The following is a 17313-nucleotide window of genomic DNA, read 5'->3' on the forward strand; positions in this document are numbered from 1 at the left end:
GGAGTGACGAGAACGACACGGCTGGGCGGGGTCCTGCGGCGCGCTTCGGCGTGGCGTCGGCATAAACTACCGATGCGTCGCCGCCGTGCGGGAGAGTCCCGGCTCGACATGAGTCCGGGCGCCGAAGGAGCAGCACCTCCCCGTCAATCTCTCAGGCAGCAAGGACCGTGCGGGCTTCGGCGCCTCTGGAAAGTGGTGGCTTCGAGCTGCCCGCCCATGGGGAAAGGGGCTCGGCACCGTCCGCGCCACCCGAATCTCTCAGGCGCCACGACAGAGGGGGAGGTCCGGTACCCACCGACCACCGATGAACCCCGCCCGACCTTGGGAGCTGCCGTGACTCGCTCATTCGCCGACCGCCACATCGGACCCGACCGAGACGAACTCGCCCGGATTCTCGACATCGTCGGCGTGCTGTCGCTCGACGAACTGGCTGCCAAGGCGCTGCCCGCCGGCATCCGGGACAGCACCGGCCTGACCGGACTGCCCGCGGCGGCCACCGAGCACGAGGTGCTGGCCGAGCTCGCCGGGCTCGCGCAGGCGAACACTGTGGCGAGCTCGATGATCGGGCTCGGCTACTACGACACGCTGACCCCGCCGGTGCTGGTACGCAACCTGCTGGAGAACCCCGCCTGGTACACCGCTTACACCCCGTATCAGCCCGAGATCAGCCAGGGCAGACTCGAGGCGCTCATCAACTTCCAGACCATGGTGTCCGAGCTGACCGGAATGGACGTCGCCAACGCGTCCATGCTGGACGAGGCCACCGCCGCCGCCGAAGCGATGACGCTGCTGCGCCGAGCGAGCAAGTCCAAGTCCTCGCGCCTGGTCATCGACACCGATCTGTTCCCGCAGACCAGGACCGTGTTGTTCACCAGGGCCGAGCCGCTCGGCCTCGAGATCGTCGAGTCGGATCTGTCCACTGGCGATCTGCCCGACGGCGAGTTCTTCGGCGTGCTGGCGCAGACGCCCGGCGCCTCCGGTCGCGTCGTGGACTGGACCCGCGTCATCACCGCGGCACACGAGCGCGGTGCGTTGGTCGCGGTGGGCGCCGACCTGCTGGCGATGACGCTCATCACGCCGCCCGGCGAGCAAGGCGCCGACGTGTGCTTCGGCACCACCCAGCGTTTCGGTGTTCCGCTCGGCTTCGGTGGTCCGCACGCCGGGTATCTCGCGGTGCGCAAGGCGCAGGCTCGTCAGCTGCCCGGTCGCCTGGTCGGCGTTTCGGTGGACGCAGACGGCGACATCGCCTACCGTCTCGCGCTGCAGACCCGTGAGCAGCACATTCGCCGAGAAAAGGCGACGTCCAACATCTGTACCGCGCAAGTGCTGCTGGCCATCGTGGCCGCGATGTACGCCAGCTACCACGGCGCCGAGGGTCTGCGCGCCATCGCCCGCAGGGTGCACGGGCACGCTGCGTCGATCGCGGCGGGGCTGGACGGCGCCGTCGTGTACGACACCTTCTTCGACACCGTGCTCGCATTTGTGCCCGGGGGAGCGGAAGCCGTGGTGGCGAAGGCGAAATCGCGCGGCATCAACCTGCGCCTCGTGGACGCCGACCGCGTCGGCATCGCCTGCGACGAGGCAACTACCGACGCGCACGTCGCGGCCGTGCTCGAATCGTTCGGGACCGCGCTGTCGTCCGAGCAGGGCGCGGCTGCCCCGATCGCCGCGATCGAGACCCGCACCTCGGAGTTCCTGACGCATCCCGCGTTCACGAAGTACCACACCGAGACGGCTATGCTCCGCTATCTGCGGTCGCTGTCCGACAAGGACATCGCGTTGGACCGAAGCATGATTCCGCTCGGCTCGTGCACCATGAAGCTCAACGCCACCGCGGAGATGGAGGCCATCACCTGGCCCGGCTTTGCCCGTCTGCACCCGTACGCGCCAGTCGAGGACGCGACCGGACTCCTGCGGGTGATATCGGACCTGGAGAACTGGTTGTCGGATATCACCGGCTACGACTCGGTGAGCCTGCAGCCGAATGCGGGCAGTCAGGGAGAGTACGCCGGGCTGCTGGCCATCCGCCGCTACCACCTGGACCGCGGTGACCCGCACCGCGACACCTGCCTCATCCCGTCCAGCGCGCACGGCACAAACGCGGCATCGGCGGCCATGGCCGGGCTGCGCGTCGAGGTGGTGAGGTGCCGCGACAATGGGGATGTCGATCTGGACGACCTGCGCGCCAAGATCGCCGACCACGCCGACCGGCTGGCCTGCATCATGATCACCTACCCGTCCACGCACGGGGTGTACGAGCATGAGGTCGCGGAGCTGTGCGCGCTCGTGCACGACGCGGGCGGCCAGGTCTACGTGGACGGCGCGAACCTGAACGCTCTGGTCGGCCTTGCTCGTCCGGGCCGGTTCGGCGGCGATGTCAGCCACCTCAACCTGCACAAGACGTTCTGCATCCCGCACGGTGGTGGCGGTCCCGGTGTCGGCCCGGTCGCGGTGCGCGCACACCTGGCGCGGTATCTGCCCGGCGATCCGCTGCAGTCAGGCTCGCACGCGGTGTCGGCGGCGAAGTACGGCTCGGCCTCGATTCTGCCGATCACCTGGGCTTATATCCGCATGATGGGCGCCGACGGCCTGCGCAGGGCGTCGCTGTCGGCGATCGCCTCGGCGAACTACATCGCTCGCATGCTGGACGAGTACTTCCCGGTGCTCTACACCGGTGAGCATGGCATGGTCGCGCACGAATGCATCCTCGACCTGCGCGAGATCACCAAGCAGAGCGGCGTCACCGTCGACGACGTGGCCAAACGCCTGACAGACTACGGTTTTCACGCGCCGACCATGAGCTTCCCGGTGGCGGGCACCCTCATGGTAGAGCCGACAGAGAGCGAGAACCTCGCCGAGCTGGACGATTTCATCGAGGCGATGATCGCCATCCGGGCCGAGATCGACCAGGTCGCCGCGGGAGTGTGGCCGGTGACCGACAATCCGCTGCGCGGCGCGCCGCACACCGCGGCGTCGCTGGTGGCGGAGTGGAAGCATCCCTACAGCCGGGAGCTCGCCGTCTATCCCCGCGGCCGCGCGCACGCCAGAGGCAAGGTGTGGCCGCCGGTACGCCGGGTCGACGGGGCTTATGGCGACCGGAACTTGGTGTGTTCATGCCCGCCGCTGGAGACTTACGCCGACTGACACGCATGCGCCGGTGCCGGATCGTTCGATGGGCAGGGCCGGTATGGCGTTGTCGGATATTTCATCGGTCCGGCCGTGTAGCCGACCGGGAATCGGCTACGGCGTGGTAAGGGCCTGAACGACGGCGGAGCCGAAGCTGATGTCGTCGGACGTGGCCAGGCGGGTGTAGGTGCCGCCGGTCTGCTGCGCCAGGCCTTGGAGGGTCTGGGTGCCGCTGCCGAGGGCAATGACGTCGATCCGGACCGGGTGGGCGCGGTCGATCGCGGCGGCGATGTCGGCTGCCAGCTTGTTGCCGGTGACCGTCGAGTCGTCGTCGGGTCCATCGGTGATCAGCAGCACCGAGTTGGTGTGGCCCGGTGTATACCCGGCGAGGGCGCTCTTGTACGCGGCGATCAGCGACGGGTAGGCCTGGTCGGACCGAATCTCACTGGGGCGCACGGAATTCAGGGCGGTGCTGATCTTTGTGCGCTGATCGGCGGTGAGCGGCGCCGTGGCAGCCTGCACCTGGTACGGGGCGGTGCCGTCGAGATTCTTGCCGAAGGTCCATACGCCCAGGCCGAAATCGGGTGGCATGACGGTCATCGTGGAGTTCAAGGCGGCAAGAACATTCGCCAACCGCGTAGTGCCGCCCTCGGCGGTGGCCATGGAGGACGATACGTCGACCAGGACCGTGGACCGCACGCCGAGAACGGGATTCGCGAGGGTGGCCCGCAGCTTGTCGAGGGCAGCACGTGGCGGGGCAGCGGCCGCGGACTGCGGTGCGGTGGTGAATCCTGCCGCAAGGAAGTTCTGCGCCTGACTCGGGGCACGCAGGTAGTCGATGAAGCGTCCGGCGATAAGATTCTGCGTTTTGTCCACCCATGGCCCGGACATCAGCGCGGCCGGATAATCTGCCATCGGCGCGGACCCGGTGGGGCGGAACGCGGCGAGCCCAGGTCGCGCTTTCAGTTGCTGTTCAGTAGCAGCCACCGCGTGAATCGGCGCGTCCCGCGTACCCGTGAGTATGGAGAGCGCGGCCGCGGTGTCGGGTGCCGCAGGAGCGCCGGCGGCGAGCCCCGAGACCGCGGCGATGACCTGACCGGACTGAGCGGCCTCCGCGTTGAGCGGGTCGGCGCCCGACACCGCGGTGCCGACCGCGGTCGCCGCGGCGAGCGTGGCGTCATCCGAGGGCAACGCCATGCGCAGACCGCCCCAGCCGGACAGTCCGAGCTCGCCGAGTGAACCTTGTTGCAGGCGTGGCAGATCCGCCCAGCCGAGCTGGGCCTGCTCCAGCGCGCTGCGCAGATCCTCCGGCACCGCGAGCACGATCGGACTCCCGGCTACCGACACCGGAGTGCCTTCGATCAGCCCGGGCACCCGCATCGACTCGATCGAGCGGGTCGAATCGGCGATCCACAGCGCAGGCTGCGGGCCGAGCGCCCGGTCCCACGCTTTGCCGCCGGTGAACGCGGCGACGATCGCCGAGGACGGCTGTGCTGTCACCTCGACCTGCGCGCAGTGGTCGCGTACCCGCGGCTTGGTCGCGTTGTAGCTGTCGGCGACGGCCCGCACCTGCGACGCGATGTCCGGATCGGCCGTCACATAGAGCGTCGCCGGCCCCTCCACACACTCGGCTGCCGCCGCGATGTCCTGATCGGCCGCCCGATCCCGCAGTTGAAACCAGCCGACGACGAGTGCGACGAGGAGCGCCACAGCGACCACTGCGATAACCGGACCTTTGCTGACGCCCCGGGACCTGGTTCCGCTGCGATGAGTGCCCACGAGCTCAGTGTATGGTCACCCGCGGTTGCCCGGATCGGCGAGGTTCCCCACCTGTGCCGCGGCGGACGGTGCGTATCGCATGCGATGTTCCGCCGTCGCGCCTGGCGGGGCGTGACGGCGGATTGTCACTGGCGGGTTACGCGTCCACGGTCGAACTCGTGCCCGCCCCAGACACCGGACTGTCCGGTGCGTGCGGCGAAGGCACCGCACGCGTCCTGGATCGGGCAAACCGCACAGACTTCGCGCGCATAGTCGAAGTCCTGGGAGGGGTATGGGAACCAGGCTTCGTGGTTCGGGTCGCCGCGGCAGGCTGCCCGGTGCCACTCTCGGGAATCCGAGAGGGGGAGCAGGTCGGCCAGGGTCAACTCCACGACGGTGGCGGTTTCGGTGTGCGTCATCGCGATCTTCTCCTTTCTCGGATCGTGGTCATGTGGCGGCGAGTTGCTTCCAGATCCGCCGTTGCTGCTTGGCGCGGTGGTTGGGCGCCTTCGGTTCCCAGAGCAGGCGCATGCCCGCCTCCTCCGGGGTGCGGTCGGCCTTGGCCGTGTTGCATGGCGCGCAGCAAGCCACCAGGTTGCTCCAAATGTTCGGACCGCCTCTCGAGCGCGGCCGGATATGGTCCACGGTGTGGGCCCAGCTCGCGCAGTAGCCGCACCGGTGATTGTCCCGGCGCAGCACACCGGCGAGCGTCGCTCGGCTCTCGTCGTGCACCCGCGCGGCGTGTTCGATGTACACATAGCGCAGCAGCCGAATCATCTCCGGCAGAGCGAGTTCCACGCGCCGAGACCGAATCGGGAAGTGTGGTTCGCGGTCCGTGACCGTCTCCGCCGCTCCGGCGATGAGCAGCACGACTGCCCGGTCGGCACTGATCTCGTCGAGCGCCTCGTAGGAGGCGTTCAGGACCAGCACTCCGGTGTGTATCCAGTTGGCGGCGGTCAATACCACCTGATCGGTGGCACGGCGGAAGAGCATGGGAATCACCATGTTTCGTGCGATATCGAGCGAGAGAAGGGAGAGGTGCGCCGGCGTCAGCAGACAGCCGGGAGGCGGCTGTCGTCCGGTTCGCCGTGCACTACGCACAGCTGCGTGCCGAACGCGTCGCCCGCGGTCGATAACCGCAGCATCGTGTCGGGATCCACCCGATTCGTTTTCTCCGGAATCACTGCCGCCCCTCCTCTCCACTGCTCGGCGACCAGCCTCGATCCGGTGGTCATCGTCGAATCACATGGTGACACACCACACCCGCCGTTGTCGGGTCATTTTCCGGTGGTCGGTTCACGTCCCACCCAAGTGCGTCGCAGCTGCCTGACGTCCACGGCTGCCTCCGCCATTACCAGCGGCATCGCCGCACCGATCACCGTGTTCGGTATTGGCGGCCAAGCGTCCGCGGGGCGGGTCAGCGATACCGCCGCGTCGGGCACGAACACGTCCTCGACAACCAAATATGAGGTCTCCAGCGCCGGAGCCGACGTCCAGAACCGACACCGTCGGCTCCGCGGCCTGCAAAAGTGCAGACAAGCTGGTCAAAGCTCTCGACATGCCTTGGGGGAAAGTACGGTTGAGGGAATGGGTGAATTTCGCACGATCGCTGTGAAGGGAGCAAATCTGGGATTCGCAGCGACCGGAACTGGTCCCCCAGTTCTGCTGATTCCAGGCGGTGGTGGATGCAGCGACTATTTGGCCCCGGTTGCTCAGCAACTCAGTGGTTTCCGCGTCTACCGAGTCGAGCCGCGCGGCTGTGGTCGGTCCGACCACGACGGGCGATACGACCTCGAAACAACCTTGGACGACTTCGACGCACTCCTCGACCAGTTCGGTCTCGAGCGGTGGGTAGTCGGAGGCCACTCCCACGGGGCTTTTCTTGCCCTGGCTTACGCACTCCGGCGGCCGGATCGAACCCGAGCGGTGCTGTATCTTGCCGGAACCGGCATACAGAACGACCGCTCCTGGCACGCCGCGTACGACAACGACAGGAGCGCGGGCCACGATCGAGAGGTGCCGCCAGGGACGTATACCTGGAACGCTGAGTGCAGCGCCGTGGCCAACGCCGATTACAAGGAGTATGTCCCTCGCTCAACCCTCTGGTATGACATCGCACACTTGCCGATTCCACTTCGTGCCGTGCATGGCGGCTTGGACATCCGTCCCGTCTGGCCTGTGGAACAACTTGTCGCAGCAGCGCCCGACGCGAAACTGCGAATGATTCCTGGTGCTCCGCACGACTTCTGGTATACGCATCCTCAACAGCTCGGATCTATCCTCCGGCAGGAGCTTGAAGAGCTGAGACCGGGCGAGCGGGCATGAGCGCGGGCTATCGGATGGATCCCCTCTCACCTGACCCATCCGGGCTGACCCGCCGACGGCTGAAAAGCCACGGCAAATCGGCGAGTCTGCTTGAAAAGCGGAGAGAAATTGCTGATCCTGCGCGATCTACCGCTCGGCGCCACCCGGTTCAACGACCTTGCCCGCGGCCCACCCGACCTGTCGCGCAGCGTGCTCGCCAAGCGCCTGCGCCAGTTCGAGCGGGCGGGCTCAAGGACAAGATGGGCAGCGAATACCTGCTGCGTCTTGACCCAGGGCGGCACGGCGGGTGGGACCGATCCGCAAGGCGCCGGGGTCGCAGTCACGATCAACGCCTGCGCGTGGCACTTGCCCTGGTGCCCCGAACTCCGACGCCTCTGCGAACCGTCGAGTGCTGGACCCACTCACGACCGGCATGGCGGACCAGGATGGGCAGACGGCGTGTCGACCCAACGCACGGTGGCATCACTACCCACGGGTAACATGGTTGCGTCTTTTCCCACCCGACTTTCTCAGAAGTGAGGCAGTAGATGACAGAGCGGATTCAGGTCGGCGGGCTCCAGGTGGCCAGCGTTCTCCACGAGTTCATCGAGAACGAGGCGCTCCCCGGGACCGGCGTGGATTCCGCCGCGTTCTGGGCCGGCGCCGAGCAGATCATCAACGATCTTGCGCCGCGCAACCGCGCCCTGCTGGCCGAGCGCGACGAGATCCAGGGCAAGGTCGACGCCTGGCACGCGGAGCACCCCGGCGCGAACTACGACAAAGCCGCCTACAAGAGTTTCCTGACCGACATCGGCTACCTGCGTGCCGAGCCCGCCGAATTCCAGATCGCCACGCAGAACGTGGACGACGAGATCGCCACTACCGCTGGACCGCAGCTCGTGGTGCCGGTGATGAACGCCCGCTTCGCGATCAACGCCGCGAACGCGCGTTGGGGCTCGCTCTACGACGCGCTCTATGGCACCGACGCCATCTCCGAGGCGAACGGCGCGGAGAAGGGCAGCGGCTACAACAAAGTGCGCGGCGACAAGGTCATCGAGTGGGCGCGCAACTTCCTCGACGACTCGGTCACCCTGATCACCGGCTCGCACATCGGCTCGACGTCGTACAAGATCGTCGACGGCGAGCTGGAGGTCGGCTTGGAGGACGGCACCAGCATCGGCCTCGCCGACGCCTCGCAACTGGTCGGCTACCTCGGTGATCCCGAGTCCCCGAGTTCGGTCCTGCTGAAGCACAACGGTCTGCACATCGAGATCCAGATCGACCCGGCCTCGCCGATCGGCAGCACCGACAGCGCGGGCATCAAGGACGTCGTGCTGGAGTCCGCGGTCACCACGATCATGGACTTCGAGGACTCGGTCGCCGCGGTGGACGCCGAGGACAAGGTGCTCTGTTACCACAATTGGCTCGGCCTGATGAAGGGCGACCTGGCGGAGAAGGTCAGCAAGGGCCAGAAGACCTTCACCCGCACCATGAACCCCGACCGCGTGTACACCGCGCTGGACGGGGGGGAGCTCGTGCTGCACGGCCGTTCGCTGTTGTTCGTGCGCAACGTCGGTCACCTGATGACCTCCGACGCGATCATCGACGCGGAGGGCAACGAGGTGCCCGAAGGCATCATGGATGGCCTGATCACCTCGCTGGTCGCCAAGCACAGTCTGAACGGCGACACCGAGCTGAAGAACAGCCGGACCGGCTCGGTCTACATCGTGAAGCCGAAGATGCACGGCCCGGACGAGGTCGCGTTCACCAACGAGTTGTTCGGCCGGATCGAGGACGTGATCGGACTGGATCGCAACACGCTCAAGGTCGGCATTATGGACGAGGAGCGCCGCACCACGGTGAACCTGAAGGCCTGTATCCAGGCGGCCGCAGAGCGCGTCGTGTTCATCAATACCGGCTTCCTCGACCGCACCGGCGACGAGATCCACACGTCCATGGAGGCCGGCCCGATGGTCCGCAAGGCGGACATGAAGTCTCAACAGTGGATTCTGTCCTACGAGGATTGGAACGTCGACACCGGTCTGGCCGCGGGCCTGCCGGGCAAGGCACAGATCGGCAAGGGAATGTGGGCCATGCCGGACCTGATGGCCGACATGCTCGCGCAGAAGATCGGCCACCCGCGTGCGGGCGCCAACACCGCGTGGGTCCCCTCGCCGACCGCTGCCACTCTGCACGCAACGCACTACCACCTGGTCGACGTGTTCCAGCGACAGCAGGAGATCGTCAAAGGCGGCCGCCGCGCCACCGTCGAGGAAATTTTGGAGATCCCGCTGGCCGCCCAGCCGAACTGGACCGACGAGGAGAAGCGCCAAGAGCTGGACAACAACTCGCAATCCATCCTGGGCTACGTGGTGCGCTGGATCGATCAGGGCGTCGGCTGCTCCAAGGTGCCCGACATCAAGGATGTCGCGCTCATGGAAGACCGTGCGACCCTTCGTATTTCGAGCCAGCTGATGGCCAACTGGCTGCGCCACGGCATCGTCACCGCCGATGAGGTGGTGGCCAGCCTGGAGCGGATGGCCCCGGTTGTGGACCGGCAGAACGCCGGCGACCGGAACTACCGGGCCATGGCGCCGGACTTCGCGGGAAGCATCGCCTTCCAGGCCGCCAAGGAACTGATCCTGGAGGGCACCAGGCAGCCCAACGGCTACACCGAACCGATCCTGCACCGTCGCCGCCGTGAGGCGAAGGCGCTGGCCTCCGTGTAATCGCGCTTTCCGCACCGCGACGAGCTTCGACTCCCCTTTATCAATCCGTTACCCTTGGGGCGCACAGAGATCGTCGATTTGTGAGGAAGATTTATGGGAAGCGTTGTGCTCGACATCGTGGCATTGCTGGTCAACCGGTCCGCGATGTTCTGGAATTGGATGGCTACCGGGTCGGCGGGGTTCCCGCCGCTGTAAGCGATGGATTTCGTAGTCGAATCCCCTGGTCAGATTACTGGCCGGGGGATTTTTGTGTCCGAGGCCGGTGCCGGACCGAAACGTGTGCTTCTACGATTGCGGGTTACGCGGCGACGGCAAGTGATCCTCGGATCGTCAGAAAAGTTCGAAGGGTTAGCGCGGCGCCGACATAGTCGGCCTGATCATGCAGCGCTCGGTGGCTTGCGGAGTGGGTGTACACAGGTTGCGCGGGCTTCCCTCCTCTGAACGTCCCGTCTGCGGGTGTCCACAGCATCGTGACCGCCAGCAGGTCGGGCGATTTCGTCCTCGATAACGCCCGCGAAGCCCGCGACGCTCGTATCTTGATCAGGTGAGCACCACCAGACCCCGTGCACGGGCGCGTATTCCTCGTTGGTTCGTCCTCTGGATGGGGCTCTTGGCCGCCCTTGTCGCGGTGTCCTGTTCAGCGCTGTTCTGGCAGCTGGCGGCCGAGGGGACGCTCCCGACCATCGTCGTGCTGTGGTTCGTCCTCGGAGTGCTCGGCGCGATCGCCCTGCTGTTCGGGCTGCTGGGCCTGCTCCGCTACCGCGCCTTCTTCCACAGTCTCGTGTCGCCTCTGCTGCTCGGCGTACTGGTAGCGCTGGTTTGGTTCGACATACCCGAAGCCACCGGCTGGCGGCTCTCTCGCCCGATTCTCGAAGACCACGCCGCCGACTGCGCCAATCCCGGCCACCGCACCCGTCTCGGCATCTACACGATCACCTACATCACTTCCCGTGACGGTGGCTGCCTGTTCTACACCCAAGCACACGAATCGAGCTCGGGCGGGTTCGCCTACTTCAGCGACACCACGACCCCACCCCACATCGGCCCGCCCGCCACCAACGGCGTCGAGTACGAGACGTTCGAGGGGCACTGGTACCGATTCGTGGAGCACCATTGACAGGCACTGGTCGCCGACGACCTCGTCGAGTGATTTCGCTGTGGCTGCATGGGTGATCGTGCAGGTCGGAGACTCGCGGGAATTACTTCGTCGCGAGTGGCGTTGCGCCGAAATGTGACGGAAGCCGGAATGAACGTACTGGTCGTGTACGCCCACCCGAAGCCGGACTCACTCACCGGTGCGCTGAAAGACGTGGCAGTGCAACAGTTGCGGGCCGACGGGCACCAGGTACGGATAACGGATCTGTACGCCATGGGCTGGAAAGCCCACGCCGACCCCGACGATTTCGGTGTGGTCGAGGAGACCAACTTCATGCTGGCCTCAGGTGCCGCCTATCATAACGGGACGCTGAGCACCGACATCCGTGCCGAGCAGGAGAACCTGCTCTGGGCCGACACCGTCCTCCTGCATTTCCCGCTGTGGTGGTTCAGCATGCCCGCGATCATGAAGGGCTGGGTCGATCGGGTTTTCACCTGCGGGTTCGCCTACGGCGCCGGGGGGAATGCGCTGCCGAGGTATGGGGCGGGCGTGCTGGCGGGCCGGCGTGCCATGCTGGTGGTCAGTATCGGTGGCAGGGAGCCGTCGTACTCCGATCGCGGCGTCAACGGGCCGGTCGACGACCTGCTGTTCCCGATTCACCATGGCATTCTCTACTATCCGGGCATGGACGTGCTGCCGCCGTTCCTCGTGTACGACACCATTCGGCTCGGCTCGGAGCGTTTCGACGAGGTCGCCGACGACCTCAGGCAGCGAATGTCGAATCTGGCGAAGCTGGAACCGATCCGCTACCGCCCACAGGGCGGTGGCGACTACGACCGGAGCCTGCGCCTCGAGCCCGGCCGGGAAGCGAAGGGCGCGAGCGGGTTCGGTTTGCACGCGGCGTCCTGACGGCGCGTGCCGGTCAGGACAGCCGCGTCCCGCGCTGGGTGAGCCTATGCCCATCAGCTCCGTTTTCCTGCCCCTGCTGGTGGATCATCGAGCGAGCGCTCTCTTTCACCCGGCCGAGCGAACGGTGGCCGAGGCGGAGTGCTGCGCGAGAAGTCCGTCGCATACGCCGAGGAAGATCCGGCGCAACTCGGCCGCGCGATCGGCCAGCGCCGATTGTGCGCGGACGTACTCGGCGCGCCCCGCCGGTGTCTCGATGCGCACCGGCTCATAGCCGTACTCGGACAGATCGTAGGGGCTGGCGCGCATGTCGAGTACGCGGGCAGCGCAGGCCGATTCGAAAAAGTCCAGCAGCAGTTCGGAGGAGATCAGCGGGACCAGCTTGAAGCCCCACTTGTACAGGTCCATGTTGGCGTGCAGGCACCCCGGCTGTTCGCGGAGCACCTGGTCGGCGCGCGTCAGCGGCTCGGCATTCCGGTCCACCGCCTCCGGGGTGAAGAAGCGATAGGCATCGTAATGTGTGCAGCGCAACGACATCGACTCGACCACAGCGTCGGTGCCTGCTCGCCCCAGCCGCAGCGGCACCTTCTGGTGGCGGATGTCGTCGGTGCGATACACCATCGCCCACTCGTGCAGACCGAAGCAGGACAGCTGTGCGGGCCGGGAGGCGGTAGCGCGCAGCAGGTTCGCGACGAACTCGACGGTGTCGCGGCGCTTGGCCAGATAGGCGGGGTCGGCCGTGCAGACGTTGTCGAAAACACCGCAGGGTGATGCGTGTGCCGCGCCGTCGCTTCCGGTAGCGGGTTCGACCGTCATATTGCGATACCCGCGAAAGCCTTCGTACTCGGCGGCATCCGCCAGCGCGACGCCGTAACCCGGATGCCAACGCCGCAAGTGGGCGGGTTTGTGACCGTAATAGGTGAACAAGAAGTCGATCACCGGATGCGACGAACCCTGCGCCCGCTGTTCGAAGTATGGCCCGACCAGCTCGTCGAGCCGGGTCCGGTGGGCGGCAGCGCTCGCCCGCCAGCGCGCCGCCGGCAGTACGGTTATGCCGACATCCCGTCGCGACGTCGCCGAGGCGGCGGGAACTCGCCCGGTATTCATTCGATCACCCGGTGCGTACCGTCCCGGACGGTGCCGACGAACTCCTCCACGAGGTCCTCCAAGGCGACGACGCCGGAGGTGTTGCCCCGCTCGTCGACCACCCGGCCCAGGTGGCTGTTGGTGCGCCGCAGGCGGGCCAACGCCTCGTAGAGCGTGGTGCCCATGCCGACGGTCGGCAGTGGCCGGATGTCGGTGCGCGGGATCGGTGTCGCGGGGCCGGCGCTCTCGTCGGCGACCTTGTCGAGCACATCCTTGACGTGCAGGTATCCCACCAGCGAGCCATCGCCCGCCCGAACCGGGTAGCGGGAGAAGCCGGTCTCGGCGACGGCGGACTCGATGTCGCCGAGGGTGGTCCCGTTACCACGCAACGGAATCGACCGGGTCGCATCCAACGGCACCATGACGTCGGCGACTACCCGGTCGCTGGTGCCGAGCGCCTGGGTGAGGCGGCGGTGCTCCTCCTCGTCGAGCAGGCCTTCCGAGCGTGACTCGCCGATCATCTCGGCGAGCTCGACCGAGGAGACGGTGGCTTGCAGCTCGTCCTTCGGCTCGATCAGCAGCAGCCGCAGCGACAGGTTGGCGGCGAGATTGTAGAGCGCGATGAGCGGGCGGGCCAGCCGCAGCCACATCAGGTGCACCGGAACCAGCAGCAGCGCACAGCGTTCCGGCCCGGCCAGCGCGATATTCTTCGGGATCATCTCGCCGAACAGGATGTGCAGGATGACCACGATGGTGAGCGCGAGCGTGAACGCCACCGGGTGCAACAGCTGCTCGGGTAGGCCGAGCAGCTCGAAGGGGCCCTCGAGCAGATGCGCGATGGCGGGCTCGCCGACGCGGCCGAGCAGGATCGAGCAGATCGTGATGCCCAGCTGGGCCGCCGCGAGCATCATCGAAAGGTTCTCGCCCGCACGGATCACCGTGGTCGCGTTCCGTTTGCCTTGCGCCGCCAGCGCTTCCAGCCGGTCGCGGCGCGCGGAGATGAGTGCGAACTCGGCCGCGACGAAGAAGGCGTTGCCGCCGAGCAGCACGACGGTGAGCAGCACGCCGAACAGGTCACCCATGGCTGTGCTCCCTGGTGGCGAGGGCGTCGGCGGCGACAGGGATCAGGCGCACCCGGTCGATGCGCCGCCCGTCCATCCGCTCGACCCGGGCGACCCAGCCGCCTGTGCGAGGAGTGTCCGCCGACGACCACTGCTGTGAGCGGGGATTCGGTAGCACGATTTCGTCGCCCGCCACGGGGATGCGGCCCAGCCTGGTCAGTACGAGACCGCCGAGGGTCTCGTACTCGCCTTCGGGGGCGTCGTATCCGGTAGCTCGGGATACCTCGTCGATGCGCAGCAGGCCTGAGCAGTCCCAGCCGTCGGAGACACGCCGCACATCGCGCTCCTCCTCGTCGTGCTCGTCGCGGACGTCGCCGAGGATCTCCTCGATGATGTCCTCCATGGTGACCAGGCCCGCGGTGCCGCCGTACTCGTCGACGACGAGCGCTACCTGCATACCGTCGGCCCGGATGCGTTCGAGTACTTCGTCGCCGTCGAGGCTGGCGGGCACGATCGGCACCGGGCGGGCGAGCATGCGCAAGGGGATGGTCCTGCGCGCGTTCGCCGGATGTGTGAACGCCTGCTTGACGTGCACGAAGCCCAAGGTGTTGTCGAGATCACCGTCGATCACCGGGAACCGGGAATAGCCGGTGCGGCCCGCCGCGTCGATGAGATCGGCGATGGTGTCGAGCTTGTCCAGTGACTCGATCTTCACCCGCGGCGTCATCAGCTCCTCGGCGCTGCGCTCGCCGAACTGTAGCGAGCGATCCATCACCTGGGCTGTGCGCTGGTCGAGCGCGCCGCGTAGCGCGGACGTGCGCACCAGGGAGCCGAGTTCCTGCGGGGACCGCGCCGAGCGCAACTCCTCGGCGGGTTCCACGCCGAGCCTGCGGACCACCCAGTTCGCGGTGCCGTTGAGGAAATGGATCATCCACTTGAATACCACCGAGAAGCCGATCATCGGGCCGGCCGTCGTGCGGGCGGTGGCCAGTGGCTTGGCGATGGCGATGTTTTTGGGCACCAGCTCGCCGTAGATCATCGATAGCGAAGTAGCCAGCACCAACGCGAGCGCGAGCGCGACGCCGTGCGCGGCGGCGTCGCTCAGGCCGATCCCGGTGAACACTGGGTTCAGCAGCCTGGCCAGCACCGGCTCGGCGATGTAGCCGGTGATCAGCGTGGTGATGGTGATGCCGAGCTGTGCGCCGGACAGCTGGAACGACAGCGTGCGATGCGCCTTGCGGACCATCCGCGCGCGCACGTCACCGGTGCGAGCGTGGGCTTCGACGGTGCTGCGTTCCAGTGCGGTGAGGGAGAACTCGGCGGCGACGAACAGAGCGGTGCCTACCGTGAGAGCGACGAGCCCGATCAAGCTGAGCGCGGTGAGCGCGACGGACATCGTCAGCACCATCCGAACGGTGCTGGGAACCGGCCTGTGGGGAATGGGACGACTACTGCGAAGAGGAGGACGCCGGGTTCGTCACCCGGCTCGATAGAGGAGCCCTCCTGTGCGGCGCCCTCGGACGCGGGTGACAACTGGATCCTTTCGCGGAATGAGCCATGGTGCCGGAGTCCGGCAACCACCATGTTACCGGCCCACGCGTCAGGTCGCGTGGGCCGGTGGCGGGTTGTTCGCGCGTGTCTCGACTCACCAACCGCTGGGCAGCGGACGGCCTTCGGCGAAGCCAGCCGCGGACTGCACGCCGAGCACGGCCTTGTCATGGAATTCGCTGAGGCTTCGCGCACCCGCGTAGGTGCACGCGCTGCGGAGACCGGAGCAGATGTGGTCTATCAGGTCTTCGACGCCGGGACGCTCGGGGTCCAGCCGCATCCGTGAGCTGGAGATGCCCTCCTCGAACAGCGCCTTACGTGCGCGGTCGAATTCACTGTCGGAGGCAGTGCGGGCGGCGACGGCGCGCTTGGACGCCATGCCGAAGCTCTCCTTGTAGGCGTTGCCCTCGCGGTCGACGCGCAGGTCGCCGGGCGACTCGTAGGTGCCTGCGAACCAGGAGCCGATCATCACGTTGGACGCGCCCGCAGCCAGTGCGAGCGCCACATCGCGGGGATGGCGCACCCCGCCGTCGGCCCAGGTGTGCACGCCGAGTTGTCTGGCGGCGGCGGCGCATTCGGCCACCGCGGAGAACTGCGGACGGCCGACGCCGGTCATCATGCGGGTGGTGCACATGGCGCCGGGGCCGACACCGACCTTGATGATGTCCGCACCCGCCTCGGCGAGGTCCCTGGTGCCCGCGGCGGAGACCACGTTGCCTGCGACGAGTGGGACGCCGAGGCCGAGATCGCGGACGGCGGCGAGGGTTTCGAGCATCTTGGTCTGGTGGCCGTGCGCGGTGTCGATGACGAGCAGATCGGCGCCTGCGTCGACGAGGGACTTGGATTTGGCGGCCACGTCGCCATTGATGCCGACCGCGGCGGCGACGCGCAGCTTGCCCTTGGCGTCAACGGCCGGCTGGTAGATGCCGGCGCGGACGGCACCGGTGCGGGTCAGCACACCCGCCAGGGTGCCGTCCGCAGCGGTGAGCACGGCGAATGCGGCGTGCTTGCTGTCCAGCAGGTCGAAGATGTCGCGCGGGGAGGCGCTTGCCGGCGCCTGGACGAAATCGGTGACCGCGACCTCGTGCAGTCGGGCGAAGCGGTCGACGTCGGCGCAGGACGCCTCGGTGACGACGCCGATCGGACGTCCGGCGTCGACGACGATCACGGCACCGTGGGCACGCTTGTGCATGAGGGCGACGGCCTCGGAGACCGAGCGGTCGGGGTCGAGCGTGACCGGGGTGTCGGCGGTGAGGGAGCGGTCCTTGACGAAGGCGATGGTGTCGGCGGCGGCGCTGATCGGCAGGTCCTGCGGGAGAACCACGATGCCGCCGCGGCGGGCCACGGTCTCGGCCATCCGGCGCCCGGCGACGGCGGTCATGTTGGCCACGACGATCGGGATGGTGGTGCCGGACCCGTCGGCCGTCGACAGATCGACGTCGAAGCGTGACGTGACATCGGTCCGGTTCGGGACGAGGAAGATGTCGTCGTAGGTCAGATCGTACGGCGGCTGGTGACCAGGGAGAAAGTGCACTTGACCGATGATAACCGGGAGGCGGTGCCAGTGCGCCGTTCTCTGGCACGGCTATCCCGCCGCGGCGATCGACCTGCTGATCGGCGTGTCATCAACTGGTTCTTCCGCGTCTGCCTCGCGGCGACCGGAACCATGCCGTGGTCCCGCCGCACTTCGTCGCGACCA

14 protein-coding genes and 1 riboswitch are annotated in these 17313 nt (G+C 67.1%); of the genes, 6 read left to right on the forward strand and 8 right to left on the reverse strand.

What is annotated here, in order from left to right; all coding sequences use genetic code 11:
* Window positions 1-78: 78 nt before the first annotated feature.
* Window positions 79-178, forward strand: a riboswitch (glycine riboswitch).
* 143 nt (window positions 179-321) lie between these two features.
* A complete protein-coding gene (gcvP, locus tag AB0H00_RS26165; protein ID WP_357271259.1) occupies window positions 322-3144 on the forward strand; it encodes an aminomethyl-transferring glycine dehydrogenase in 2823 nt (940 codons plus the stop codon).
* Window positions 3145-3240: 96 nt separating this feature from the next.
* On the opposite strand, the gene AB0H00_RS26170 is transcribed toward gcvP, so the two are convergent.
* The 4 genes from AB0H00_RS26170 to AB0H00_RS26185 all read right to left on the reverse strand — a co-directional run bounded on the left by AB0H00_RS26170 (window position 3241) and on the right by AB0H00_RS26185 (window position 6119).
* Window positions 3241-4905 (reverse strand): VWA domain-containing protein, encoded by a 1665-nt coding sequence (locus AB0H00_RS26170; RefSeq protein ID WP_357271262.1) that lies wholly within the window; start codon window positions 4903-4905, stop codon window positions 3241-3243.
* Window positions 4906-5030: 125 nt separating this feature from the next.
* A complete protein-coding gene (locus AB0H00_RS26175; protein ID WP_357271265.1) occupies window positions 5031-5303 on the reverse strand; it encodes a WhiB family transcriptional regulator in 273 nt (90 codons plus the stop codon).
* A gap of 28 nt (window positions 5304-5331) precedes the next feature.
* A complete protein-coding gene (locus tag AB0H00_RS26180) occupies window positions 5332-5889 on the reverse strand; it encodes an HNH endonuclease (RefSeq protein ID WP_357271268.1) in 558 nt (185 codons plus the stop codon).
* Between the two features lie 44 nt (window positions 5890-5933).
* Window positions 5934-6119 carry a hypothetical protein gene (locus AB0H00_RS26185; RefSeq protein ID WP_357271271.1) on the reverse strand — a complete coding sequence of 62 codons (186 nt, stop codon included), beginning with the start codon at window positions 6117-6119 and terminating at the stop codon, window positions 5934-5936.
* On the opposite strand from AB0H00_RS26185, the gene AB0H00_RS26190 reads away from it, so the two are divergent.
* From AB0H00_RS26190 to AB0H00_RS26210, 5 genes are all read left to right on the forward strand, one after another.
* Window positions 6112-7209, forward strand: a complete 1098-nt coding sequence (locus AB0H00_RS26190) for an alpha/beta hydrolase (protein WP_357271274.1) — start codon at window positions 6112-6114, stop codon at window positions 7207-7209. The genes AB0H00_RS26185 and AB0H00_RS26190 overlap by 8 nt on opposite strands.
* A gap of 108 nt (window positions 7210-7317) precedes the next feature.
* Window positions 7318-7728, forward strand: coding sequence for a winged helix-turn-helix transcriptional regulator (locus AB0H00_RS26195; protein ID WP_357271399.1), 411 nt, complete (start codon window positions 7318-7320; stop codon window positions 7726-7728).
* Window positions 7729-7736: 8 nt separating this feature from the next.
* Entirely contained in the window at window positions 7737-9917 is a 2181-nt protein-coding gene (locus AB0H00_RS26200; protein WP_357271277.1) for a malate synthase G, read from the forward strand.
* 544 nt (window positions 9918-10461) lie between these two features.
* A complete protein-coding gene (locus tag AB0H00_RS26205) occupies window positions 10462-11034 on the forward strand; it encodes a hypothetical protein (RefSeq protein ID WP_357271280.1) in 573 nt (190 codons plus the stop codon).
* A gap of 129 nt (window positions 11035-11163) precedes the next feature.
* Window positions 11164-11922 carry an NAD(P)H-dependent oxidoreductase gene (locus AB0H00_RS26210; RefSeq protein WP_357271284.1) on the forward strand — a complete coding sequence of 253 codons (759 nt, stop codon included), beginning with the start codon at window positions 11164-11166 and terminating at the stop codon, window positions 11920-11922.
* A gap of 105 nt (window positions 11923-12027) precedes the next feature.
* Here AB0H00_RS26210 and AB0H00_RS26215 read toward each other — a convergent pair whose 3' ends face one another.
* From AB0H00_RS26215 to AB0H00_RS26230, 4 genes are all read right to left on the reverse strand, one after another.
* On the reverse strand, window positions 12028-13026 hold the full coding sequence (locus tag AB0H00_RS26215; RefSeq protein WP_357271287.1) for a 3-methyladenine DNA glycosylase: 999 nt from the start codon (window positions 13024-13026) through the stop codon (window positions 12028-12030).
* Window positions 13023-14087, reverse strand: coding sequence for a hemolysin family protein (locus AB0H00_RS26220; RefSeq protein WP_357271290.1), 1065 nt, complete (start codon window positions 14085-14087; stop codon window positions 13023-13025). Before AB0H00_RS26220 ends, AB0H00_RS26215 begins: the two co-directional genes overlap by 4 nt.
* The gene (locus AB0H00_RS26225; RefSeq protein WP_357271293.1) at window positions 14080-15462 is read right to left on the reverse strand and encodes a hemolysin family protein; all 1383 of its coding nucleotides are present in this window, start codon (window positions 15460-15462) and stop codon (window positions 14080-14082) included. The genes AB0H00_RS26220 and AB0H00_RS26225 overlap by 8 nt, the downstream gene beginning before the upstream one ends.
* Before the next feature lie 249 nt (window positions 15463-15711).
* Window positions 15712-17148 carry a GuaB1 family IMP dehydrogenase-related protein gene (locus AB0H00_RS26230; protein ID WP_357271296.1) on the reverse strand — a complete coding sequence of 479 codons (1437 nt, stop codon included), beginning with the start codon at window positions 17146-17148 and terminating at the stop codon, window positions 15712-15714.
* Window positions 17149-17313: the final 165 nt, after the last annotated feature.

Source organism: Nocardia sp. NPDC023852 (genome assembly GCF_040639505.1).
In the GTDB taxonomy this organism is placed as follows: Bacteria; Actinomycetota; Actinomycetes; order Mycobacteriales; family Mycobacteriaceae; genus Nocardia.